At 67.0% G+C, this 18,309-nt stretch carries 20 protein-coding genes; 3 read left to right on the top strand and 17 right to left on the bottom strand.

Going from position 1 to position 18,309, the window contains the following annotated elements:
- The first annotated feature begins 30 nt into the window (after positions 1–30).
- Positions 31–1,053 (top strand): pirin family protein, encoded by a 1,023-nt coding sequence (locus D4765_RS02425; protein ID WP_136640629.1) that lies wholly within the window; start codon positions 31–33, stop codon positions 1,051–1,053.
- A gap of 67 nt (positions 1,054–1,120) precedes the next feature.
- Here D4765_RS02425 and cls read toward each other — a convergent pair whose 3' ends face one another.
- The 15 genes from cls to D4765_RS02360 all read right to left on the bottom strand — a co-directional run bounded on the left by cls (position 1,121) and on the right by D4765_RS02360 (position 14,285).
- Positions 1,121–2,578, bottom strand: coding sequence for a cardiolipin synthase (gene cls / locus D4765_RS02420; protein WP_136640628.1), 1,458 nt, complete (start codon positions 2,576–2,578; stop codon positions 1,121–1,123).
- An 83-nt stretch (positions 2,579–2,661) separates the two neighbouring features.
- A complete protein-coding gene (locus D4765_RS19355) occupies positions 2,662–2,820 on the bottom strand; it encodes a hypothetical protein (RefSeq protein WP_162849196.1) in 159 nt (52 codons plus the stop codon).
- A 28-nt stretch (positions 2,821–2,848) separates the two neighbouring features.
- Entirely contained in the window at positions 2,849–3,016 is a 168-nt protein-coding gene (locus D4765_RS19075) for a hypothetical protein (protein ID WP_161580322.1), read from the bottom strand.
- Between the two features lie 8 nt (positions 3,017–3,024).
- A complete protein-coding gene (gene lysS, locus D4765_RS02415) occupies positions 3,025–4,566 on the bottom strand; it encodes a lysine--tRNA ligase (RefSeq protein ID WP_136640627.1) in 1,542 nt (513 codons plus the stop codon).
- 57 nt (positions 4,567–4,623) lie between these two features.
- Positions 4,624–5,496 carry a pantoate--beta-alanine ligase gene (gene panC / locus D4765_RS02410; protein ID WP_237280215.1) on the bottom strand — a complete coding sequence of 291 codons (873 nt, stop codon included), beginning with the start codon at positions 5,494–5,496 and terminating at the stop codon, positions 4,624–4,626.
- Between the two features lie 60 nt (positions 5,497–5,556).
- On the bottom strand, positions 5,557–6,276 hold the full coding sequence (locus D4765_RS02405) for a Rossmann-like and DUF2520 domain-containing protein (protein ID WP_136640626.1): 720 nt from the start codon (positions 6,274–6,276) through the stop codon (positions 5,557–5,559).
- A complete protein-coding gene (locus tag D4765_RS02400; RefSeq protein WP_136640625.1) occupies positions 6,273–8,060 on the bottom strand; it encodes a PH domain-containing protein in 1,788 nt (595 codons plus the stop codon). Before D4765_RS02400 ends, D4765_RS02405 begins: the two co-directional genes overlap by 4 nt.
- A gap of 41 nt (positions 8,061–8,101) precedes the next feature.
- Positions 8,102–8,599 (bottom strand): PH domain-containing protein, encoded by a 498-nt coding sequence (locus D4765_RS02395; protein WP_237280214.1) that lies wholly within the window; start codon positions 8,597–8,599, stop codon positions 8,102–8,104.
- A 6-nt stretch (positions 8,600–8,605) separates the two neighbouring features.
- Positions 8,606–9,091, bottom strand: coding sequence for a DUF3180 domain-containing protein (locus D4765_RS02390; protein WP_136640624.1), 486 nt, complete (start codon positions 9,089–9,091; stop codon positions 8,606–8,608).
- Positions 9,088–9,624 carry a 2-amino-4-hydroxy-6-hydroxymethyldihydropteridine diphosphokinase gene (folK, locus tag D4765_RS02385; protein WP_136640623.1) on the bottom strand — a complete coding sequence of 179 codons (537 nt, stop codon included), beginning with the start codon at positions 9,622–9,624 and terminating at the stop codon, positions 9,088–9,090. Before folK ends, D4765_RS02390 begins: the two co-directional genes overlap by 4 nt.
- Positions 9,621–10,031 (bottom strand): dihydroneopterin aldolase, encoded by a 411-nt coding sequence (folB, locus tag D4765_RS02380; protein ID WP_136640622.1) that lies wholly within the window; start codon positions 10,029–10,031, stop codon positions 9,621–9,623. Before folB ends, folK begins: the two co-directional genes overlap by 4 nt.
- Positions 10,028–10,918 (bottom strand): dihydropteroate synthase, encoded by an 891-nt coding sequence (folP, locus tag D4765_RS02375; protein WP_338054614.1) that lies wholly within the window; start codon positions 10,916–10,918, stop codon positions 10,028–10,030. Before folP ends, folB begins: the two co-directional genes overlap by 4 nt.
- On the bottom strand, positions 10,915–11,514 hold the full coding sequence (folE, locus tag D4765_RS02370; protein WP_136640621.1) for a GTP cyclohydrolase I: 600 nt from the start codon (positions 11,512–11,514) through the stop codon (positions 10,915–10,917). The genes folP and folE overlap by 4 nt, the downstream gene beginning before the upstream one ends.
- A gap of 31 nt (positions 11,515–11,545) precedes the next feature.
- On the bottom strand, positions 11,546–13,558 hold the full coding sequence (gene ftsH, locus D4765_RS02365; RefSeq protein ID WP_136640620.1) for an ATP-dependent zinc metalloprotease FtsH: 2,013 nt from the start codon (positions 13,556–13,558) through the stop codon (positions 11,546–11,548).
- Between the two features lie 106 nt (positions 13,559–13,664).
- Positions 13,665–14,285: a TetR/AcrR family transcriptional regulator gene (locus tag D4765_RS02360; RefSeq protein WP_136640619.1), complete on the bottom strand. Its 621-nt coding sequence runs from the start codon at positions 14,283–14,285 to the stop codon at positions 13,665–13,667.
- 117 nt (positions 14,286–14,402) lie between these two features.
- On the opposite strand from D4765_RS02360, the gene D4765_RS02355 reads away from it, so the two are divergent.
- A complete protein-coding gene (locus tag D4765_RS02355) occupies positions 14,403–15,923 on the top strand; it encodes an MFS transporter (RefSeq protein ID WP_136640618.1) in 1,521 nt (506 codons plus the stop codon).
- A 125-nt stretch (positions 15,924–16,048) separates the two neighbouring features.
- Here the strand turns inward: D4765_RS02355 and hpt are convergent, their stop codons facing one another.
- A complete protein-coding gene (gene hpt / locus D4765_RS02350) occupies positions 16,049–16,600 on the bottom strand; it encodes a hypoxanthine phosphoribosyltransferase (RefSeq protein ID WP_136640617.1) in 552 nt (183 codons plus the stop codon).
- 10 nt (positions 16,601–16,610) lie between these two features.
- Entirely contained in the window at positions 16,611–17,699 is a 1,089-nt protein-coding gene (gene tilS / locus D4765_RS02345; RefSeq protein ID WP_136640616.1) for a tRNA lysidine(34) synthetase TilS, read from the bottom strand.
- A 51-nt stretch (positions 17,700–17,750) separates the two neighbouring features.
- Between tilS and D4765_RS02340 the strand changes: the two genes are divergently transcribed.
- Positions 17,751–18,245, top strand: coding sequence for an inorganic diphosphatase (locus D4765_RS02340; protein WP_136640615.1), 495 nt, complete (start codon positions 17,751–17,753; stop codon positions 18,243–18,245).
- Positions 18,246–18,309: the final 64 nt, after the last annotated feature.

Genomic DNA, 18,309 nt, shown 5'->3' with positions numbered 1-18,309 from the left:
ATATATCTGCCGCCCTCCTACGATTGACTCGTGAGCAACCTCGAACGTCACCCCACCGAAGTGGTCGAGTGCTCGACCGAGCCGACCCACCTCATCAGCATCATGCAGCCGCGAGAGGTTCCGCTCGGCGGCCCCCGCGCGCTCACGGTGAGACGCACCCTGCCGAGTAAGGGCCGCACCATGATCGGTGCCTGGTGTTTTCTCGACCACTACGGGCCCGATCCGGTGGCCGCGACGGGCAGCATGCGGGTTCCGCCGCATCCGCACACCGGCCTGCAGACCGTGTCGTGGCTGTTCGAGGGCGAGATCGAGCACCGCGACAGCGTCGGCAGCCACGCCATCGTGCGGCCGGGCGAACTCAACCTGATGACCGCGGGGCGCGGCATCAGCCACTCCGAGGTATCGACGCCCGGCACCACCGTGCTGCACGGAGCACAGCTCTGGGTGGCACTGCCCGAAACAGAGCGGCACCGGATGCCCTCGTTCGAGAGCCACGTGTCGAAGAAGGTGCGCGTGGGTGACGCGGCGCTTCAGGTGTTCGTCGGAGAGCTCGCGGGCGAGCGTGCCGACGCGAGTACCTTCAGCGCGCTGGTCGCCGCTCAGGTCGACCTTTCGCCGGGAGGCAGCGCCCAACTGCCCGTGCAACCCGGGTTCGAATACGGGGTTCTGGTCGACAGCGGTGAGGTGGGCATCCGGTCGTCGCTCGACGAAAACGAGACACAGGTCGTCAGGCACGAACTCGCACACGTGGGCACCGGATGCACGACCCTCACCTTCACCGCGGGCCCCGACCCCGTGCGACTGCTGCTCATCGGCGGCGAACCTCTCGGCGAGAAGCTTCTGATGTGGTGGAACTTCGTGGGCCGCACGCACGAAGAGATCGTGGCGTACCGCGCGGCGTGGCAAGCTGAGGCGCTGGGCGTCGGCGGCCCGCCGCCCGCGGGCACCGAAGACTTCTTCACCGCAACGCTTCCCGGCACGACGCACGGGTTCGAGGGCGGGCCGTTACCGGCTCCCGAGCTGCCCACGGTTCGCCTCAAGCCCCGCGGCTGAGCATCCGGAGCCCTAGCGGAACGCTGGCCGGAGCCCTACCGGAGCCCTGCCGAAACAGCCGCAGCGCCTATTGCAGCCCCGACGTCAACCGCGCGAGGTTGTCGAGCACCGTCGAGCGCAGCGGCTGGCGCTCCCACTCGTCGAGCGTGAGCCGGCGGCTGAGGGCGCGGTAGCCGTCTTCGACCTCGCGCATCTCGCGCACGAAGCTGGCGCCGCGCACCATCATCGAGACCTCCATGTTGAGGCTGAACGAGCGCATGTCCATGTTGCTCGAGCCGATGACGGCGACGTCGTCGTCGATGGTGAAGTGCTTGGCGTGCAGAATGTAGGGCTTGCGGTACATCCAGACCTCGACGCCGGCCTTCAGCAGGGCCTCGTAGTACGAGCGCTGGGCATGGTAGACGAGCGCCTGGTCGCCGATCTCCGAGACGAACAGCTGCACCTCGACGCCGCGCTGGGTGGCGGTGGTGATGGCATAGAGCATGGCATCGTCGGGCACGAAGTAGGGCGAGGTGATGATGATCTTCTTCTGCGCGTAGTAGAGCAGCGCCAGGAACAGCCGCAGGTTGTTCTCGCCGTCGAAACCGGGCCCGCTCGGCACGACCTGGCAGTCGAGCGCGTCGGCCTCGTCGTAGATGACGTCGGGCGTGATGGCCTCGGTCTCGCGCACCAGCAACTCGTCGGTCTCGCTGTACCAGTCGGTGATGAAAATGGCGTTCAGCCCGTTCACGATGGGGCCTTGTACCCGCGTCATGAGGTCTTTCCACTTCAACCCGCGGCGCCGATTGACACGCTTGTTGTAGCTGCGGTCGATCATGTTCTGCGAACCCATGTAGCCGACCCGCCCGTCGATGACGAGTACTTTGCGATGATTGCGGAGGTCTGGGCGCTGGTACCGGCCGCGCAACGGCTGAACGGGCAGCATGAAGTGCCAGATCACGCCGATCTTCTGCAGCTGGCGAACCGTCTGGCGATGGCCAGGTGAGCGGATCGATGCGATGTGGTCGAGCAGCACTCGCACAACCACCCCACGTTTCACGGCGTTCTCAAGCGCGGCGAAGAAGTCGGCAGTGACCCCGTCATACGCCATGATGTAGAACTCGCAGTGCACGAACTTCGTGGCCGCGTTCACGTCGGCCGTCATCTCGGCGATCGACTGGGCGTAGTCGCCGATGAGGCGGGCCCTGTTGCCGCCGACCAATGGCATGGCGCCGAGCGTGCGGTTCAGTTCGACCACCGAGCGCAGCCACGGGGGCCACGGATGATCGTTGCTGACCCGATCGATGCCTTCGGTGGTCTCGATGATGAAGTCGTTGATGGCCTGCTGCTTGTCGCGGCGCTTCTTCGGCAGCTTGTAGCTCCCGATGAGCAGAAAGACGAGCACCCCGAGGTAGGGAATCAGAAAGATGGCCAGCAGCCAGGCCATGGCCGAGCTCGGTCGCCGGTTTCTCGGCACCACGATGATGGCAGTGACACGAATACCGAAGTCGACAACGAAGGCTACGACGATGGCAATCACCGTCATTTGGTCACCAGAGATCAGGTGCCCCTTTCATCGCGCAGAAACAACACCCTGCATACCGTATCGGCTACCGGGGGCGAGCGACGTTACAGGCCGCGCTTGCTGCGCTCTTCGGCCTCGATACGGGCGAGCACCTTGCGCTCGGTCTTGTCTGAGCGAACGATGGCGCGCATGATGAACCAGAAGAGCAGGCCGACGGCGATTGTCGGAAAGAGTGCGGCGAGTGCGCCCCAGAGATCGTTCATTGTGCTTCTACCCTACGCCGTGAAGCTGTCAGTTCGACTTGGTGACGAATTCGACGAAACCCACGATGAGAAAGGTCAGGCCGACGCCGGCCACCACGAGACGCGCGGCGATGAGGCGCTTGCGCTTCTCGGCCTCGCTCGGGCCCTGCGGGGCATCCGGTTTCTGCTGCTCGGGCGTCTGCCCGCTGTCGGTCACGGCCGGCTCTACTTCACCAGCGGAAACAGGATGGTCTCACGAATGCCGAGCCCGGTGAGTGCCATCAGCAGGCGGTCGACGCCCATGCCGAGGCCGCCGGAGGGGGGCATGCCGAACTCGAGCGCGCGCAGAAATTCTTCGTCGAGGCGCATGGCCTCATCGTCGCCCGCCGCACCCAGCTTGGCCTGCTCGATGAACCTCTCGCGCTGGATGACCGGGTCGACGAGCTCGGAGTACGCCGTGGCCAGCTCGAACCCGCGAATGTACAGATCCCACTTCTCGACGACACCCGCGATCGAGCGGTGCGCGCGCGTGAGTGGGCTGGTCTCGACCGGGAAGTCCATCACGAACGTGGGCGAGTCGAGCGAACCCTTCACGAAGTGCTCCCACAGCTCTTCGACGTACTTGCCGTGGTTCGGCAGGTGAACCTCGACACCTTCGCGCGCGGCGAGCGCCTTCAGCTCGTCGAGACTCGTCGCGGGTGTGATCGGGATGCCCGATGCCTCACTCAGCGATTCGTACATGCTGATGCGCTGCCACTGCCCACCGAGGTCGTACTCGGTGCCGTCGGCCCAGGTCACCACGTGCGAGCCGGCCACCGCGAGGGCGGCGTTCTGAATGAGCGTCTGGGTCAGCTCGGCCATGGTGTTGTAGTCGCCATAGGCCTCGTACGCCTCGAGCATCGCAAACTCGGGGCTGTGGGTGGAGTCCGCGCCTTCGTTGCGAAAATTGCGGTTGATTTCGAACACGCGGTCGATGCCGCCCACCACCGCGCGCTTCAGAAAGAGCTCGGGAGCGATGCGCAGGTACAGCTCGGTGTCGAAGGCGTTGCTCCAGGTGGAGAACGGTCGCGCAGCGGCGCCGCCGTGCATGGTCTGCAGCATGGGCGTCTCGACCTCGATGAACTCGCGGTCGGCGAACGTCTTGCGCATGCTGGCCACGGCGGCCGCGCGGGTGCGCACCATGACGCGGGCCTCATCGCGCACGATCAGGTCTAGGTAGCGGCTTCGCATACGGGTCTCTTCGCTGAGCTCACTGTGCAGGTTCGGCAACGGCAGCAGGGCCTTCGACGCGATCTGCCACTCGGCCACCATCACCGACAGCTCACCGCGGCGCGACGAGATGACCTCGCCGCTCACGAACAGGTGATCGCCCAGGTCGACGAAGTCTTTGAAGGCGGCCAGCGACTCGTCGCCGACGGCGGCCAGCGAGACCATGGCCTGGATGCGCGTTCCGTCGCCCGACTGCAGCGAGACGAAGCACAGCTTGCCGGTGTTGCGCAGGTGCACCACGCGCCCCGCGATACCGACGGTGTCGCCCGTTCTCTGGTCGGCCACGAGTTCGCCATACTGCGCGCGAACGACGGGGATGGTGGTGGTCACGGGAACAGAGACGGGGTACGCCTGGAGGCCCTGCTCGAGCATCCGTTCGCGCTTGGCCATGCGGATGACCTGCTGCTCGCTCGTCGCGGCAGCCTCGGCAGCGGCTTCTGCTTCTGCTTCTGCTGCGGCGTCACTCGGGTCGAACGGCTCGGCTGGTGTTTCGGTCATGCGGCGGGGCTCCTTGAAAGTCTCGCCCAGCTTACAAGCAGCGCACCGCGCGGCGTCTCAGCCGCCGAGGTAGACGAACTCGTTGTCGATGAGGCGGGTGGTGCCCACGCGGGCGGCCACCAATACCTGCGCCCGACCGTGGAAGTTGTCGTCGACCGGCAGGAAGGTGGCCGGGTTGACCACGCTCAGGTATTCGAGCGTGACGAGCGGCTGGCCCATGCTGGCCGCCTGCGCTGCCGCGATGAGCGAGTCGATTCCGCTGACGGCGGCCGACTCGGCCGCTTCGAGAACAGCCGAGAGCACGCGCGCCGCGACGCGCTCACGCTCGTCGAGGTACGTGTTGCGGCTCGAGAGCGCCAAGCCGTCGGTCTCACGAACGGTGTCGACGACCTCGACGGTGACGGGGATGTTCAGGTCGCGCACCATGCGGCTCACCACGAACACCTGCTGGCCGTCTTTCTGGCCGAACAGTACCGAGGTCGGCTGCACGATGTTCAGCAGCTTGTTGACCACGATGAGCACGCCGTCGAAGTGGCCGGCCCGGCTGCGGCCCTCGAGAAGGGTGCCCACGTGGCCGGCCGAGATCTTCGTCTGCGTGCGGCCCTCGGGGTACATCTCGGCTGCGGTGGGTGCGAAGACGATGGTGGGGCCGGTGCGATCGAGCGCGGCGAGGTCTGCGTCGAGCGTGCGGGGGTAGGTCTCAAGGTCTTCGCCCTCGCCGAACTGCAGCGGGTTGACGAAAATCGAGACGACCACGATATCGCCCACTTCACGGGCCCGGGTGACGAGGGCGAGGTGACCGTCGTGCAGTGCACCCATGGTGGGAACGAGTGCCACCGTCGGGTTCGTGACGCCGCGGAGGCGTGCATCGTCTTTCGCGAGCGCGATCTGCTCGCGCACCTCGGCGATGGTGACAGCGAGCGTCGGCACCGGTACTCCTTATATTGACGGCGCCGCCAGACAGGCCAAGCGCCGTGAAAAGGTTACTCGCTACTCGACCGGCAGAAAGACGTCATCGGGGCCGGCCGTGCGCTGCAGGGCATTCTCAACCGACGAACGGATGAGCGGGGCCAGCATCCGGCCGGGGCCCTCGACCCCAATAGAGGTGAGCATACCCGTGGCCTGCTCGACGATCGCACTCGAGAACGTGGTAGCCGTCTCGATCGCTTCGGCGTAGGCAGCCCGGTCGCTTTCGGAGATGACCACCGGCTCGCCGCCCATCTCGACCACGAGCGCCTGGCCGATGGGCAGCACGGGGCCCGGCGCAGTGACGGCGAAGTAGGTGCCAGAGAGGCGGGCAATGTCGATGCTCGACCCCGTGAAAGACATGGCGGGGTGAATCGCCAGCGGTATCGCCCCCGCCGCGAGCGCCGGCGCGAGCACCCCGAAGCCGAATTCGGCGGCGGTATGCATGACGAGCTGGCCCGGCTGCCAGGCTCCGGTTGCCGCGAGCCCGCTGACCAGCGCGGCCAGTTGGTCGGAGGGCACCGCCAGCAGTACCAGCTCGCTTCGCTCGATCAGTTGCGGAATGTCGAGAATCGGAGCCCCCGGCAGCATGACCTCGGCCCGCTCGCGGCTCGCCTCCGACACCGCGCTCACGCCCACGATCGCGTGCCCGGCCCCGGCGAGCGCGGCCCCGAGCACCGGCCCCACGCGCCCTGCGCCGATGATGCCGATGCCGAGCCGGCCCGAACGTTGTGGTGAGGTCATCGGTCGGTCTCCGGGTGTTCGGGGGTGGGCAGAAGCGGCACGAGTGGATTGTCGTCGCTCGCGTGAAGCGCGGGGGTTGCCCGCCCGGCCCACCGATGCGAATCGTCGGCGCGGGCCGCCAGAACGGCGCCCGCCGACAGCTCGGTGAACGCCGCCACCGCCGCACGCCGGTCGATCACGCCGAGCTTCGCGCGCACGGGGCCTGCAATCGTGTTGAAGTCGAGCGCCGCGAGATCGAGCACCCGGCGAACCGGCCCCTGGGTCACGTGAAGGCTCTGCAACCGCGCCAACGGAACGACGCTCAGCCGCCGCCAGACGAACCCCGTGCGCAGCAGCACGGCATCCGGAGTCACCGCGAACCCCGTGCGCCGCCACGACAGCGGCCTCAGCCAGAAGCCGCGCGCCGGTGTCGAGCTGAAGCCCGCCCCGTGCCTGGCGGTCAGCCCGGCGAGCACGAGCCGCTGCAGCTGCTGCTGGTCGCTGGCATCGGTCGGCGAGGCCACCGCGAGGCCGGGCAGCAGCAGTCCGAGCACGCGTTCCACGTCGGCAACGCGCCCGACGGGCAGCAGCAGGGTGTGCGGCTGGCCAGCTCCACCGTGCGACGAGGCGTGGCCGGCACGGTTGATTCTGATCATCCACCAGCCCGCCGGGCGCCACAGAATCGGCTGCGTGACCTCGATGGCGTGAATGCGCCCGGGCGGCAGCGTGTCGTTGTTGATCGTGAACAGGCCGAAGCCCACCCGCACCCCGTCGGGCGTACCCGCGATGGAGTATCGCAGCGACTTCGTGAAACGCCTGCTGTAGTAGCCGAGCGAGCCGATGACGCTCGGCAGCAGCAGAAACAGAATGAACGTGTGGTGCGCGAACACCGTCGACACAACGAGAGCCGCAATGACGAGCAGCAGCACCACGGTGAATTCGCTCAGCACGAGCGAGCCGATCAGCCGCAGTGGGGTGATCTTCACCACCGACTCGGGCGGGGCAGCATCGGGGTCGAGTTCGGGGGCAAGAAATTCGCCGAGCCGCCGGTTCAGGATGCCCGGTCGGGGTTCGGGGGAACCGAAACCGCTGGCGTCGCCGACGGTGGCACCCACCCCAGCGTCGTCAGCCGCCTGTGCCGCGGCCCGCGCCTCTGATTCCAGCACCCCCGACGCCCGCCGCAGTATCTCGCGGCGCAGCTCATCGACCTGGCTCGAACCCAGGTAGGCCAGCTCGACCTTCGCGTCTTGACCCGCCACCGTCAGCTCGATACGGGCGGCACCGAACAGGCGAGCGAACAGCGGACGAGTGATGTGGATGCCCTGAATGCGGTCGAGCCGCGCCTGCCTGTTGTGGCGAAAGAGCACTCCGCTCTTCACTTCGACCGCGTCGCTGCCGATGCGAAAACTGTGCATGCGCCAGGCCAGCGCGAAGGCGGCGATCGCTACGAGAATGACGCCGAAGATGATGAGAATGGCGATGCCGGTCTGACCGTGGCTGTACACCAGTGAGACGATGTCGCCGTTGTCGCCGGGGTTGCCGCGGCCGCCCTGGCCGCCTCCGCCGCTTCCGCCCCCACCGCCGTCGCCCGGGCCCGGCCCGGTGGGAATGAACAGCTCGACGAGCCGCTCGCGCAGGTTCGTCAGAATGAAGGCGAGCACCGCCACCAGCACGAACCCGCCTTTGAGCAGCGGTGACGCCCAGTGCAGGCGGTGCCACTCGCCGTCGGCAAGGTGCGCCGCGACAGGCGGCAGCGACGGAGGCATGGAGGACGGCACGCCCGGCGCACCCGGCATGTCCGGCATGTCCGGCGCCGTCTCGCCGCTCGCCGTCTCGCCGTTCACCGTCACAGCCCGGTGCGGCGCGCCTCGGCCAGCCCGATCAGCTGGTCGCGCAGCGCGTCGGCTTCTGCCTCGGGCAGCCCCGGAATCGCCACCCCGCTGGTGGCCGCCGCCGTGACGAACTTGAGGTCGCTGAGCCCGAGGGCCCGCCCGAGCGGCCCGCGGTTGATGTCGATGAGCTGCATGCGCCCGTACGGCACGGCCACGATGCGAAGAAACATGATTCCGCGACGAAAGAGCAGGTCGTCGTCGCGCAACTGGTATCCGATCGCGCGGGCCCGGCGCGGCGCCACGATGAGCAGCACGATCATGATGGCAATGGATGCGCCGAGCATCCACCAGCCGAACCAGGCCCGCACCACCAGAATGAAGAACACACTCACGGCCGCCAGTACGACGCCTGCGATGATGGAGGCGGCGATCTCGACGGCCACGTACTTGGGGCTGACCCGGCGCCACTGGGTGCCGTACGACAGCCGGTGCGAATCGGGTGCGGGGTTCACGGGCGGCTAGCCCAACCGGCGGTCGGGGGCGCTGACCGGATGATCGGGGTCGCCGTCATCGGGCGGCAAGGTGCACAGCTTCTCTGCCACGAGGCCGCACGCGAGCAGTATCGCGCCCGCAATCGCCGCAGCGAAACTCAGCCACAGTGACGAGACAGCCGGAACCACGGCCCGCGACAGCAGGTACACCACGACGCCGACGCCGAGGCCGGCGATCAGGGCGCCCACGAGACTCGATGCCTTCGCGAGCACCACCGTGCGCATGGCGCGGAACGGATTGATGGGGGCCTGGTTCGTGCCGCGGATGGCCCGCGCAATGGGCACCGCCAGCGTCACGACGATGGCTCCCGCCGCGACCAGCGTGATCGACAGCGAGAGCGGCAGAGCGATGATGGGCCGGCCGGCCGAGGCGAGGCCGACTTCGATGAAGAACCCCACAAAGGCTCCACCGATGACCAGCAGAACCAGAGTGATCGGGCGTGTTCGCTTCATTTCTCCCACTTCGCGTACAGTCTCGGGATCTCGTCGGTCGTGGCCGGCAGCGCCGCCAGCAGTGCGGCGATTGGGCCGTGGCCCGGCAGCTCGGCCGCAGGTTCGATCTCGTGCCACGGCACCAGCACGAATGCACGCTCGAATGCCAGCGGATGCGGCAGGGTCAGTGTCTCGTCGTGCTGTTGCAGGCCTGCGAACGTGACGATGTCGAGGTCGAGCGTTCGGTCGCCCCAGTGTTCTTCGCGAACCCGGTCGTGCGCGAGTTCGATGGCCTGCAGGGCAACCAGCAGCTCATGGGGCGGCAGCGCCGACCGCACGAGGGCCACGGCGTTGAGGTAGCTGGGCGCGTCGAGGTCGACACCGTCGGGCTTCAGAGCGTCGGTCTCGTAGAGGCTCGAGACGGCGTCGACAATGACTCCGTCGACCGCATCGATCTCCCGCACGGCATCCCGCAGTGTCTGCTCGCGCTCCCCGAGGTTGCTGCCGAGCGCGACCACGGCGGGAAGAGTGACCCGCAGCTTCTCCTGCCTCACGCCCGCCTCCGGGTGATGGTGATCGAGACATCGGTGAACGGCACTTCGATGGGAGCTTCGGGCTTGTGCACGGTGACGCGCACCCGCTCAGCCACTTCGTGCGCCAGCACGACACGGGCGACCCGCTCGGCGAGCGTCTCGATGAGGTCGACGGGTTCGCCGGCTACCGCATCCGCGATCTCGTTCGACAGCACCCCGTAGTGCAGGGTCTGGTCGAGGTCGTCATCGGCGGCGGCGGCCGCGGTGTTCAGCCACGCCGTGACGTCGATGACGAACGGCTGGCCGTCACGGCGCTCGAAGTCGAACACTCCGTGGTTGGCCTGAACGGTGAGCCCGGTGATGGTGATGGCATCGGGGCCGTCGGGTACGAGGGCGAGTGCGACCGTTGGAGTCGACTGGTCGGTCATCGTTCTGCCCCCTTCTTCCAGGCTTCTGCCACGGCGAGCGCGGCTTTGGTGGTCTCGACATCGTGCACCCGCACGGCCCATGCGCCTGCCTGGGCCGCCAGGGCGGCGGTGACAGCCGAAGGAAAGTCACGGGCATCCATCGTCGCACCCGCCGGCAGCAGCTCGCCGATGAAACGCTTGCGCGACGCACCCACCACCAGCGGCAGGCCGAAGGCGGTGAACACGTCGAGGTGGGCCAGCAGCTTCCAGTTGTGGTCGGAGTTCTTCGCAAAACCAAGGCCCGGGTCGACCAGCAGCCGGGCGGGGTCGACGCCGCGCACCACGAGTTCGGCGACGCGGTACTCGAGCTCACGGCGAACGTCGTTCACCACGTTGTCGTACACCGCCGCCGAGTTCATCGAGTCACTGTGGCCGCGCCAGTGCGACACGAGAAACGCCACGTCGAGGTCGATGACGGCTGCCGCCATACCCTCGTCGCTCAGGCCACCCGACACATCGTTCACGATGATGGCGCCCGCTTCGACCGCGGCGCGCGCGGTCGAAGAATTCATCGTGTCGATGCTCATCGCGATTCCGCTGCGGGCCAGCTCCCGGATGACCGGCAGAACCCGCGCCTGCTCTTCGGCCACGGGCACTCGCCTGGCGCCGGGCCTCGTCGACTCGCCACCCACGTCAATGAGGTCTGCTCCCGCTGCAGCCAGCTCGAGCCCGTGTGCGACGGCCGCTTCGGATCTCAGCCACCGCCCGCCGTCGCTGAACGAGTCGCTCGTCACGTTGAGCACACCCATGATGAGCGTGCGCCCCTTCGGCAGCCCCGCATAGGTGGCGTGCGTCACGTCGGCCGCGGGCCTCCGTCGGCGCGACAGCCCTGCTCCGAGGTCGCTCACAGCGCGGCCTCGTGGCCCGTGGCGCCGGCGGTCGGCTGCCCGATGAGACCCATGAGTTCGCTACGGGCAGCTGGCTCGCTGAGAGAGCCGCGACTCGCGACCGTCACGGTGGTGCTGCCGACCTGGCGGGGGCCGCGAAGAGTTACGCAGCCGTGCGATGCCTCGAGAACGACGAGAACGCCGGTGGCATCGAGGCCGTCGGCGATGGTGTCGGCAAGCTGCTCGCCGAGGCGCTCCTGCAGCTGCGGGCGCGACGCGAGCGCGTCGACCACGGCGGGCAGGCGGCCGAGGCCGATGAGCCTGTCGGTCGGCACGTACGCGATGTGCGCCAGGCCCTCGAACGGCAGCAGGTGGTGTTCACAGACCGACCGGAACGTGATGCCCCGCATGAGCACAGGCTCCCGCGGGGCGGCCTCGTCGAACGCGAACGTCTCGCCCAGGAGGGCGCGAGCATCGACCCCGACCCCGGAGAAGAACTCGGAGTATGCCTCGGCGACACGCCGAGGGGTACTGCCGAGCCCTTCCCTGTTCGGGTCTTCGCCGATCGCCTCGAGAATCTCGAGTACGGCGGCTTCGATTCGTGCTCTGTCTACCACTGTTCGATGGAGTTCACTGGAGCCGACAGGCTCAAGCGGTGGCGGGGCGGGGCGGGGCCTGGGGCGCGCGCTTCGGCTTCAACTCGGGCTCTGGCTCGCTCGTGATGCCGCCGTCGGTGGCACCCAGGTCGATCGGAGCCTTGGCGGCCCGGTAGTCGATGGGCGGAATCGAGGAGACCGGGCGCTTCTGGCTCGACAGCCACTGGGGGCGAGGAGGCAGGTGGCGCACGTCTTTGAAGATCTCGGCCAGCTGGTGCTGGTCGAGCGTCTCGTGTTCGAGCAGCTCCGTGGCCAGGTGATCGAGGATGTCGCGGTTGTCGTTCAACACCGACCATGCCTCGTCGTGCGCCGCCTCGATGAGCTGGCGCACCTCGTTGTCGACCTGCTGGGCGAGGTTGTCGCTGTAGTCGCGTTCGTGGCCCATGTTGCGGCCGAGGAACATCTCACCCGACGCACTGCCGAGCTTGACGGCACCGACGTTCGACGACATGCCGTAGTCGGTGACCATCTTGCGGGCCGTGTCGGTGGCCTTCTCGATGTCGTTCGACGCACCCGTGGTGGGGTCGTGGAAGACGACCTCTTCGGCAACCCGGCCACCCATGGCGTAGGCCAGCTGGTCGAGCAGTTCGTTGCGCGAGATGGAGTAGCGGTCTTCGAGCGGCAGCACCATCGTGTAGCCGAGCGCACGACCGCGCGGAAGAATGGTGATCTTCGTGACGGGGTCGGTGTGGTTCATCGCGGTGGCGACCAGCGCGTGCCCACCCTCGTGGTATGCGGTCACGAGCTTCTCGTGGTCGCGCATGATGCGGGTGCGGCGCTGCGGGCCGGCCATGACACGGTCGACGGCCTCATCGAGAGCACGGTTGTCGATCAGCTGCGCATTCGAGCGGGCGGTGAGAAGCGCTGCCTCGTTCAGAACGTTGGCCAGGTCGGCACCGGTGAACCCGGGGGTCTTGCGGGCGAGAACCTCGAGGTCGACACCGGCAGCCAGGGGCTTGCCTCGGCCGTGAACCTCGAGAATCTGCTTGCGACCCTGCAGGTCGGGAGCATCGACGCCGATCTGGCGGTCGAAGCGGCCCGGGCGAAGAAGCGCGGGGTCGAGAATGTCGGGGCGGTTCGTCGCCGCGATGAGAATGACGTTCGTCTTCACGTCGAAGCCGTCCATCTCGACCAGCAGCTGGTTGAGGGTCTGCTCACGCTCGTCGTGGCCGCCGCCCATACCGGCACCGCGGTGACGGCCCACGGCATCGATCTCGTCGATGAAGATGATGGCGGGCGAGTTCTGCTTGGCCTGTTCGAACAGGTCACGCACGCGGCTCGCGCCGACACCGACGAACATCTCGACGAAGTCAGAACCCGAGATGGAGTAGAACGGAACGCCGGCTTCACCTGCGACCGCACGGGCCAGCAGGGTCTTGCCCGTACCGGGAGCGCCGTAGAGCAGAACGCCCTTCGGGATGCGCGCACCGACCGCCAGGAACTTCGACGGGTCTTTCAGGAAGTCTTTGATCTCTTCGAGCTCTTCGATGGCCTCGTCGTTGCCCGCGACATCGGCGAAGGTGACCTTCGGGGTGTCTTTCGAGACGAGTTTCGCCTTCGACTTGCCGAACTGCATGACCTTGTTGCCGCCGCCCTGCATGCCAGAGAGCATCAGCCAGAAGAACGCACCGATCAGAATGACGGGCAAAAGAATGCCGAGCAGCGACAGGAACCAGTTCGTCTGCGGAACCTGGTCGTTGAAGCCGTCAGTGGGTGCTGCAGACGTGACGGCGTCGATCACCTCGGTGCCGCGCGGTGCGACGTAGTAGAACTGCACCTTCGACCCGTATTTGGCGTCGGCCGACGCGAGGGTCAGGTCGACGCGCTGTTCGCCGTCGATGATGAGGGCCTGTGAGACCTTGCCATCTTTCAAGAACTGCAGACCCTGCTGGGTCGACACCTGCTGGAACCCCGAACCGGTGATCAGGCCGAAGCCGATCCACAGTGCGATGGCACCAAGAATGATGTAGGGAATCGGAGACCGGAAAATGCGTCTCAGGCTCATGTCTCTTTTTGGTTCTTGCGGCAAAACCGGCACCCTTCTGGTCACCCAACTACTGGTTCAGAGTACCCGTCGCACACTGGGCGTGCCCTGCGTGTTCCCCGTGGGCTTAACTTGCGCGCGCTCTGAGGCCGACAGCCGGCATGATCACTCCGTCTATCAGCGAAATCAAGAACTCGCGGTCGACCGGCTTCTTCAGAATGAGCGTGCGGTACGACGCCATCGACGGGCTGATCAGGGCGAGGGCCTCAATGTCGCTCTCTGGCGAGATCTCGCCGCGATCGATCGCTCTCTGCATCAGAACTCGGTTGACGGATGCCCGGGGCTCGATGATCGCGGCGTTGGCCGCATCGGCGAGGTCGGGTTGTCTCGACAGCATCGAGATCAACCCTGCCATCACCTTCATCTTCTTCTCTGCATCGACGATGGAGTGCGGCTTGATCAGCGCGACCAGATCGCCCCGGAGTGTTCCCGTGTCAGGCAGATCTTCGAGGCTGTACGCGCCCTTCTTCATGCACGCGACCGCGTCGATGACCAGTTCGGCCTTCGAGGGCCAGCGCCGGTAGAGCGTCGCTTTGCCGGCCTTCGCTCGGGCGGCGACCATGTCGATGGTCATGCCGTCGTAACCGGTTTCGGCGAGAACCTCGAGCGCAGCATCCAGAATGTCGGCATCGCGGGAATGATCTCGCTTGCGCCCGAGTTTAGGAGTGGAGAGGTCGATCTGCGTCATCGCGTTTCTTCCTTTCGATTGAGTGTGTGACAGCCAAATGTTACTGTCGGATTAAATACTAGCAATTCAGAAACTGTTAAGTTCCGAAACTGCTCAGTACCGTATATAGTCGGTGACATGTCACAGACTTCTCCCGCTGCAACCGCAGCCTCTTCGCGCCGCTGGCTCACGCTCGCCATCGTCGCACTCGCCCAGCTCATGGTGGTGCTCGACGCTACCGTCGTGAACATCGCCCTTCCCGCCGCCCAGGCCGACCTCGGCTTCTCGAACGGCGACCGCCAATGGGTCGTCACCGCCTACTCACTGGCGTTCGGCTCGCTGCTGCTGCTCGGCGGCCGCGTCTCCGACCTCATCGGCCGCAAGCCCACGTTCATCATCGGTCTGATTGGCTTCGCCGCCGCATCCGCCCTCGGTGGCGCTGCCGACAGCTTCGGCACGCTCGTCGCCGCCCGCGCACTGCAGGGCCTCTTCGGCGCACTGCTCGCTCCCACGGCCCTGGCCGTTCTGACCACCACGTTCACCATTCCGAAGGAGCGCTCGCGCGCATTCGGCGTGTTCGGCGCGATCGCCGGTGCCGGTGGCGCCGTGGGGCTGCTGCTCGGCGGTTACCTCACCCAAGACTTCAGCTGGCGCTGGAACCTCTACATCAACGTGTTCTTCGCCATCATCGCGGTCATCGGTGCGATCATCTTCGTACCGACCATCAAGCGCACAACCGAGCGCCCCAAGCTCGACATCCCCGGCACGATCATGGTGTCGGCCGCTCTGTTCTCGCTCGTCTACGGCTTCTCGAACGCCGAGACGAACGGCTGGGGCGACTTCTTCACCTGGGGGCTCCTCGTAGCGAGCGGCATTCTGTTCATCGCGTTCGTTCTCTGGCAGCGCCGCGCGCAGCACCCGCTGCTTCCCCTCGCGATCATTCTGAACCGCAACCGCGGCGCAGCGTACCTGTCGGTGTTCATCGCAGGCTCGGGCATGTTCGCCGTGTTCCTGTTCCTCACGTACTTCCTGCAGACGTCGCTGAACTTCAGCCCCATCACCACGGGCCTCTCGTTCCTGCCGATGATCGCCTGCCTCGTGCTGGCCGCCCAGCTCGGCACGAACATCTTCGTTCCGCGCTTCGGGCCGAAGGTCATGGTGCCGACCGGCATGCTCATGGCATCGGCGGCGCTGCTCTGGATGACGAGGCTAGACCTGTCGAGCACGTACGCCGCGAACATCCTGCCGCCCCTCATGCTCATGGGGCTCGCGATGGGAACGATCATGCCCGCCGCGATGCAGACCGCGACGCTCGGCGTCGACCGCCAGTTCGCCGGCGTGGCCTCGGCCATGGTGAACACCTCGCAGCAGGTCGGTGGCTCGATCAGCACCGCGCTGCTGAACACCCTCGTCGCCACCGCTGTGACGAACTACATCGCATCGAACCTGCCGGCCTCCCCCGCCGTCGCAGCGCAGGCTGCCGTGAACGGCTACGCTCTGGCGTACGCCTGCGCCTCAGGCCTGTTCTTTGCCGGTGCCGTCATGGCTGCACTGCTCTTCAAGCGCAAGGCCACGGTTCAGGCCACGGCCCACGCGGCTCACGCCCAGGCTGAGAAGCACGCCGAGAACGACCGCATCGCTGAGGCGGCCGTGGTCTAACCGGCCCGGTCGGGGCCCGCGCCCCGCCGCCCGCCCGCAACGCAAACGTGGAGTCGTTTTCCGCCCCAACCGTGAGGTTCTAGGGCGGAAAACGACTCCACGTTCGTCTTTATGGGGTGGGGCGGTCAGGCGTAGACGTGGGGGGCGAGCACGCCGATGTCTTTGAGGTTGCGGTACTTCTCGGCGTAGTCGAGGCCGTAGCCCACCACGAAGTCGTTGGGAATGTCGAAGCCCACGTAGCGCACGTCGAGCTCGATGCGCACGGCGTCGGGCTTTCGCAGCAGCGCGCACACCTCGACCGACTTCGGGCCGCGCGAACGCAGGTTGCCAAGCAGCCACGAGAGCGTCAACCCCGAGTCGATGATGTCTTCGACGATGAGAACCGTGCGCCCCTCGAGCTCGGAGTCGAGGTCTTTCAGAATGCGCACCACCCCGCTCGACTGGGTGCTGGTGCCATACGAGCTGACGGCCATCCAGTCCATCGTCACTGGCAGGTGCAGTTCGCGGGCCAGGTCGGCCATGACCATGACGGCGCCCTTCAGCACGCCGACGAGCAGCACGTCTTGGCCCGCGTAGTCGGCCTCGATGCGCCTCGCCAGTTCGGCGATCTTGGTGCGGATCTCAGCCTCAGTGATCAGAATCTGTGACAGGTCGGCTGAGACATCGAGTGAATCCATGCCCGTCAGCCTAGCGAACGCGAGCGAAGACGAGGGCGGCTGAAACCCGGGTGACGCGGATGCCCGGCAGATCCACACCCGCTTGACCCCGCCACTCGGTCACGAGCCGCAGCACGGCGAGCGTGTGCGCCCGGCTGAGGCTCACCCCGAACTCCGCCAGCACGACGAACCGCACGATGCGCTGCGCGAGTGCCGCCGGGTTCAAGGCCAGGCCGTGCACGTCGAGGGCGATGCCAGCCTCAGCGTGTTCGACGATCTCGGCAGCCCACTCGGCGGCCAGGGCATCCAGCGCCTCGGCGTCTTCGCGCAGCTGCTCGGCCGTGCGTACGAGCGCCTCAGCGATGCCAGGGCCGAGCTCTGCCTCGAGCATCGGCAGCACGGTTGAGCGCACCCGCACGCGGGTGAACGCCGGGTCGAGGTTCTGCGGGTCATGCCACGCCTCGAGCCCCGACCCGGGCCCGAGGTCGGTGAGCGAGTCGTGAAGCGTCTGGCGCCGGATGCCCAGCAGCGGCCGCAGGTACACCCCGTTCACCGGGCTCATGCCCGACAGGCTCGTCGGCCCGGAGCCCCGCGCCAGCCCCAGCAGCACCGTCTCGGCCTGGTCATCGAGCGTGTGGGCGAGCATGATGCCCACGGCGTTCGTGCTCGCCTGTGCGCGTTCGAAGGCCGCGTATCGCGCTGCGCGGGCGGCGGCTTCGGGGCCGCCGGCGCCCCCAGCTGTGGTGCTCGCCGCGTCGGTCGTAGTGCCGCCGACCTCGACACGCTCGACCAGAACCGGGTCGAGGCCGAGCGTGCGGGCCTGGGCGGCTGCGCGGGCGGTGACCTCGGCCGAGCCCGCCTGCAGCCCGTGGTCGACCAGCACGGCGCCCGCGCGAAAGCCGGCGCGGGGCGCCTCGAACGCGAGGGCCGCTGCCAGAGCGAGGGAATCGGGGCCACCGCTCAGGGCGACGAGCACGAGGGGGGCATCCCGAGCCGGCAGCGACGACTGCTGCTGCGGCTGCATCGACAGCGGTGAAAGCTGAACAAGCGCCTCCCGCACGGCCCGGCGCACATCGGCCATCGCCGGGGTCAGGCGGGGGCGGCGTTCGTTCGGGTGCATCCAGTAACGTTATTGCAGTTTGAGCACACTATAAGAAGGAGCAGTTTCGTCATGGTCAGCTACGACGCCGTCATCGAGATTCCCAAAGGCAGCCGCAACAAGTACGAAGTCGACCACGAAACCGGCCGCGTGTACCTCGACCGCGTGCTCTTCACCACGTTCGTCTACCCCACCGACTACGGATTCTTCGAGAACACCCTCGGCCTCGACGGCGACCCTGTCGACGTGCTCGTGCTGCTCGAGTACCCCGTCTACCCGGGCGTGGGCGTCAAGGTGCGCCCCGTCGGCGTGTTCAACATGAGCGACGAGGCCGGAATCGACTCGAAAGTCATCGCCGTTCCCGCGAAAGACCCGCGCTGGGCGCACATCGTCGACGTCGACGACATTCCGCAGCAGCTCCGCAACGAGATCGAGCACTTCTTCGAGCACTACAAAGACCTCGAACCCGGCAAATGGGTGAAGACCGAAGGCTGGGGTTCGGCCGCCGACGCCGAGCAGATCATCGAGAACGGCATCACCAAGCTGGCCGCCGAGGGCGCGCACTAGCTTCACGTCTGTTTCACTGGGCCGGCTCCGGATGCTCGGGGCCGGCCTTCTGCGTGCCCGAGCG

It is taken from the genome of Subtercola vilae (assembly GCF_004923255.1).
Lineage (GTDB): Bacteria > Actinomycetota > Actinomycetes > Actinomycetales > Microbacteriaceae > Subtercola > Subtercola vilae.
This window is presented reverse-complemented; position numbering and strand designations above follow the sequence as displayed.

Bases quoted from the DNA above. Each gene is read 5' to 3' on its own strand.
- D4765_RS02355 (WP_136640618.1), top strand. From the start codon at position 14,403: ATGTCACAGACTTCTCCCGCTGCAACCGCAGCCTCTTCGCGCCGCTGG.
- hpt (WP_136640617.1), bottom strand. From the start codon at position 16,600: ATGGATTCACTCGATGTCTCAGCCGACCTGTCACAGATTCTGATCACT.
- tilS (WP_136640616.1), bottom strand. From the start codon at position 17,699: ATGCACCCGAACGAACGCCGCCCCCGCCTGACCCCGGCGATGGCCGAT.
- D4765_RS02360 (WP_136640619.1), bottom strand. From the start codon at position 14,285: ATGACGCAGATCGACCTCTCCACTCCTAAACTCGGGCGCAAGCGAGAT.
- lysS (WP_136640627.1), bottom strand. From the start codon at position 4,566: ATGACCGAAACACCAGCCGAGCCGTTCGACCCGAGTGACGCCGCAGCA.
- D4765_RS02390 (WP_136640624.1), bottom strand. From the start codon at position 9,091: ATGAAGCGAACACGCCCGATCACTCTGGTTCTGCTGGTCATCGGTGGA.
- D4765_RS19355 (WP_162849196.1), bottom strand. From the start codon at position 2,820: ATGAACGATCTCTGGGGCGCACTCGCCGCACTCTTTCCGACAATCGCC.
- D4765_RS02405 (WP_136640626.1), bottom strand. From the start codon at position 6,276: ATGACCTCACCACAACGTTCGGGCCGGCTCGGCATCGGCATCATCGGC.
- ftsH (WP_136640620.1), bottom strand. From the start codon at position 13,558: ATGAGCCTGAGACGCATTTTCCGGTCTCCGATTCCCTACATCATTCTT.
- D4765_RS02340 (WP_136640615.1), top strand. From the start codon at position 17,751: ATGGTCAGCTACGACGCCGTCATCGAGATTCCCAAAGGCAGCCGCAAC.
- folB (WP_136640622.1), bottom strand. From the start codon at position 10,031: ATGACCGACCAGTCGACTCCAACGGTCGCACTCGCCCTCGTACCCGAC.
- cls (WP_136640628.1), bottom strand. From the start codon at position 2,578: ATGACGGTGATTGCCATCGTCGTAGCCTTCGTTGTCGACTTCGGTATT.
- D4765_RS02400 (WP_136640625.1), bottom strand. From the start codon at position 8,060: ATGCCGGACATGCCGGGTGCGCCGGGCGTGCCGTCCTCCATGCCTCCG.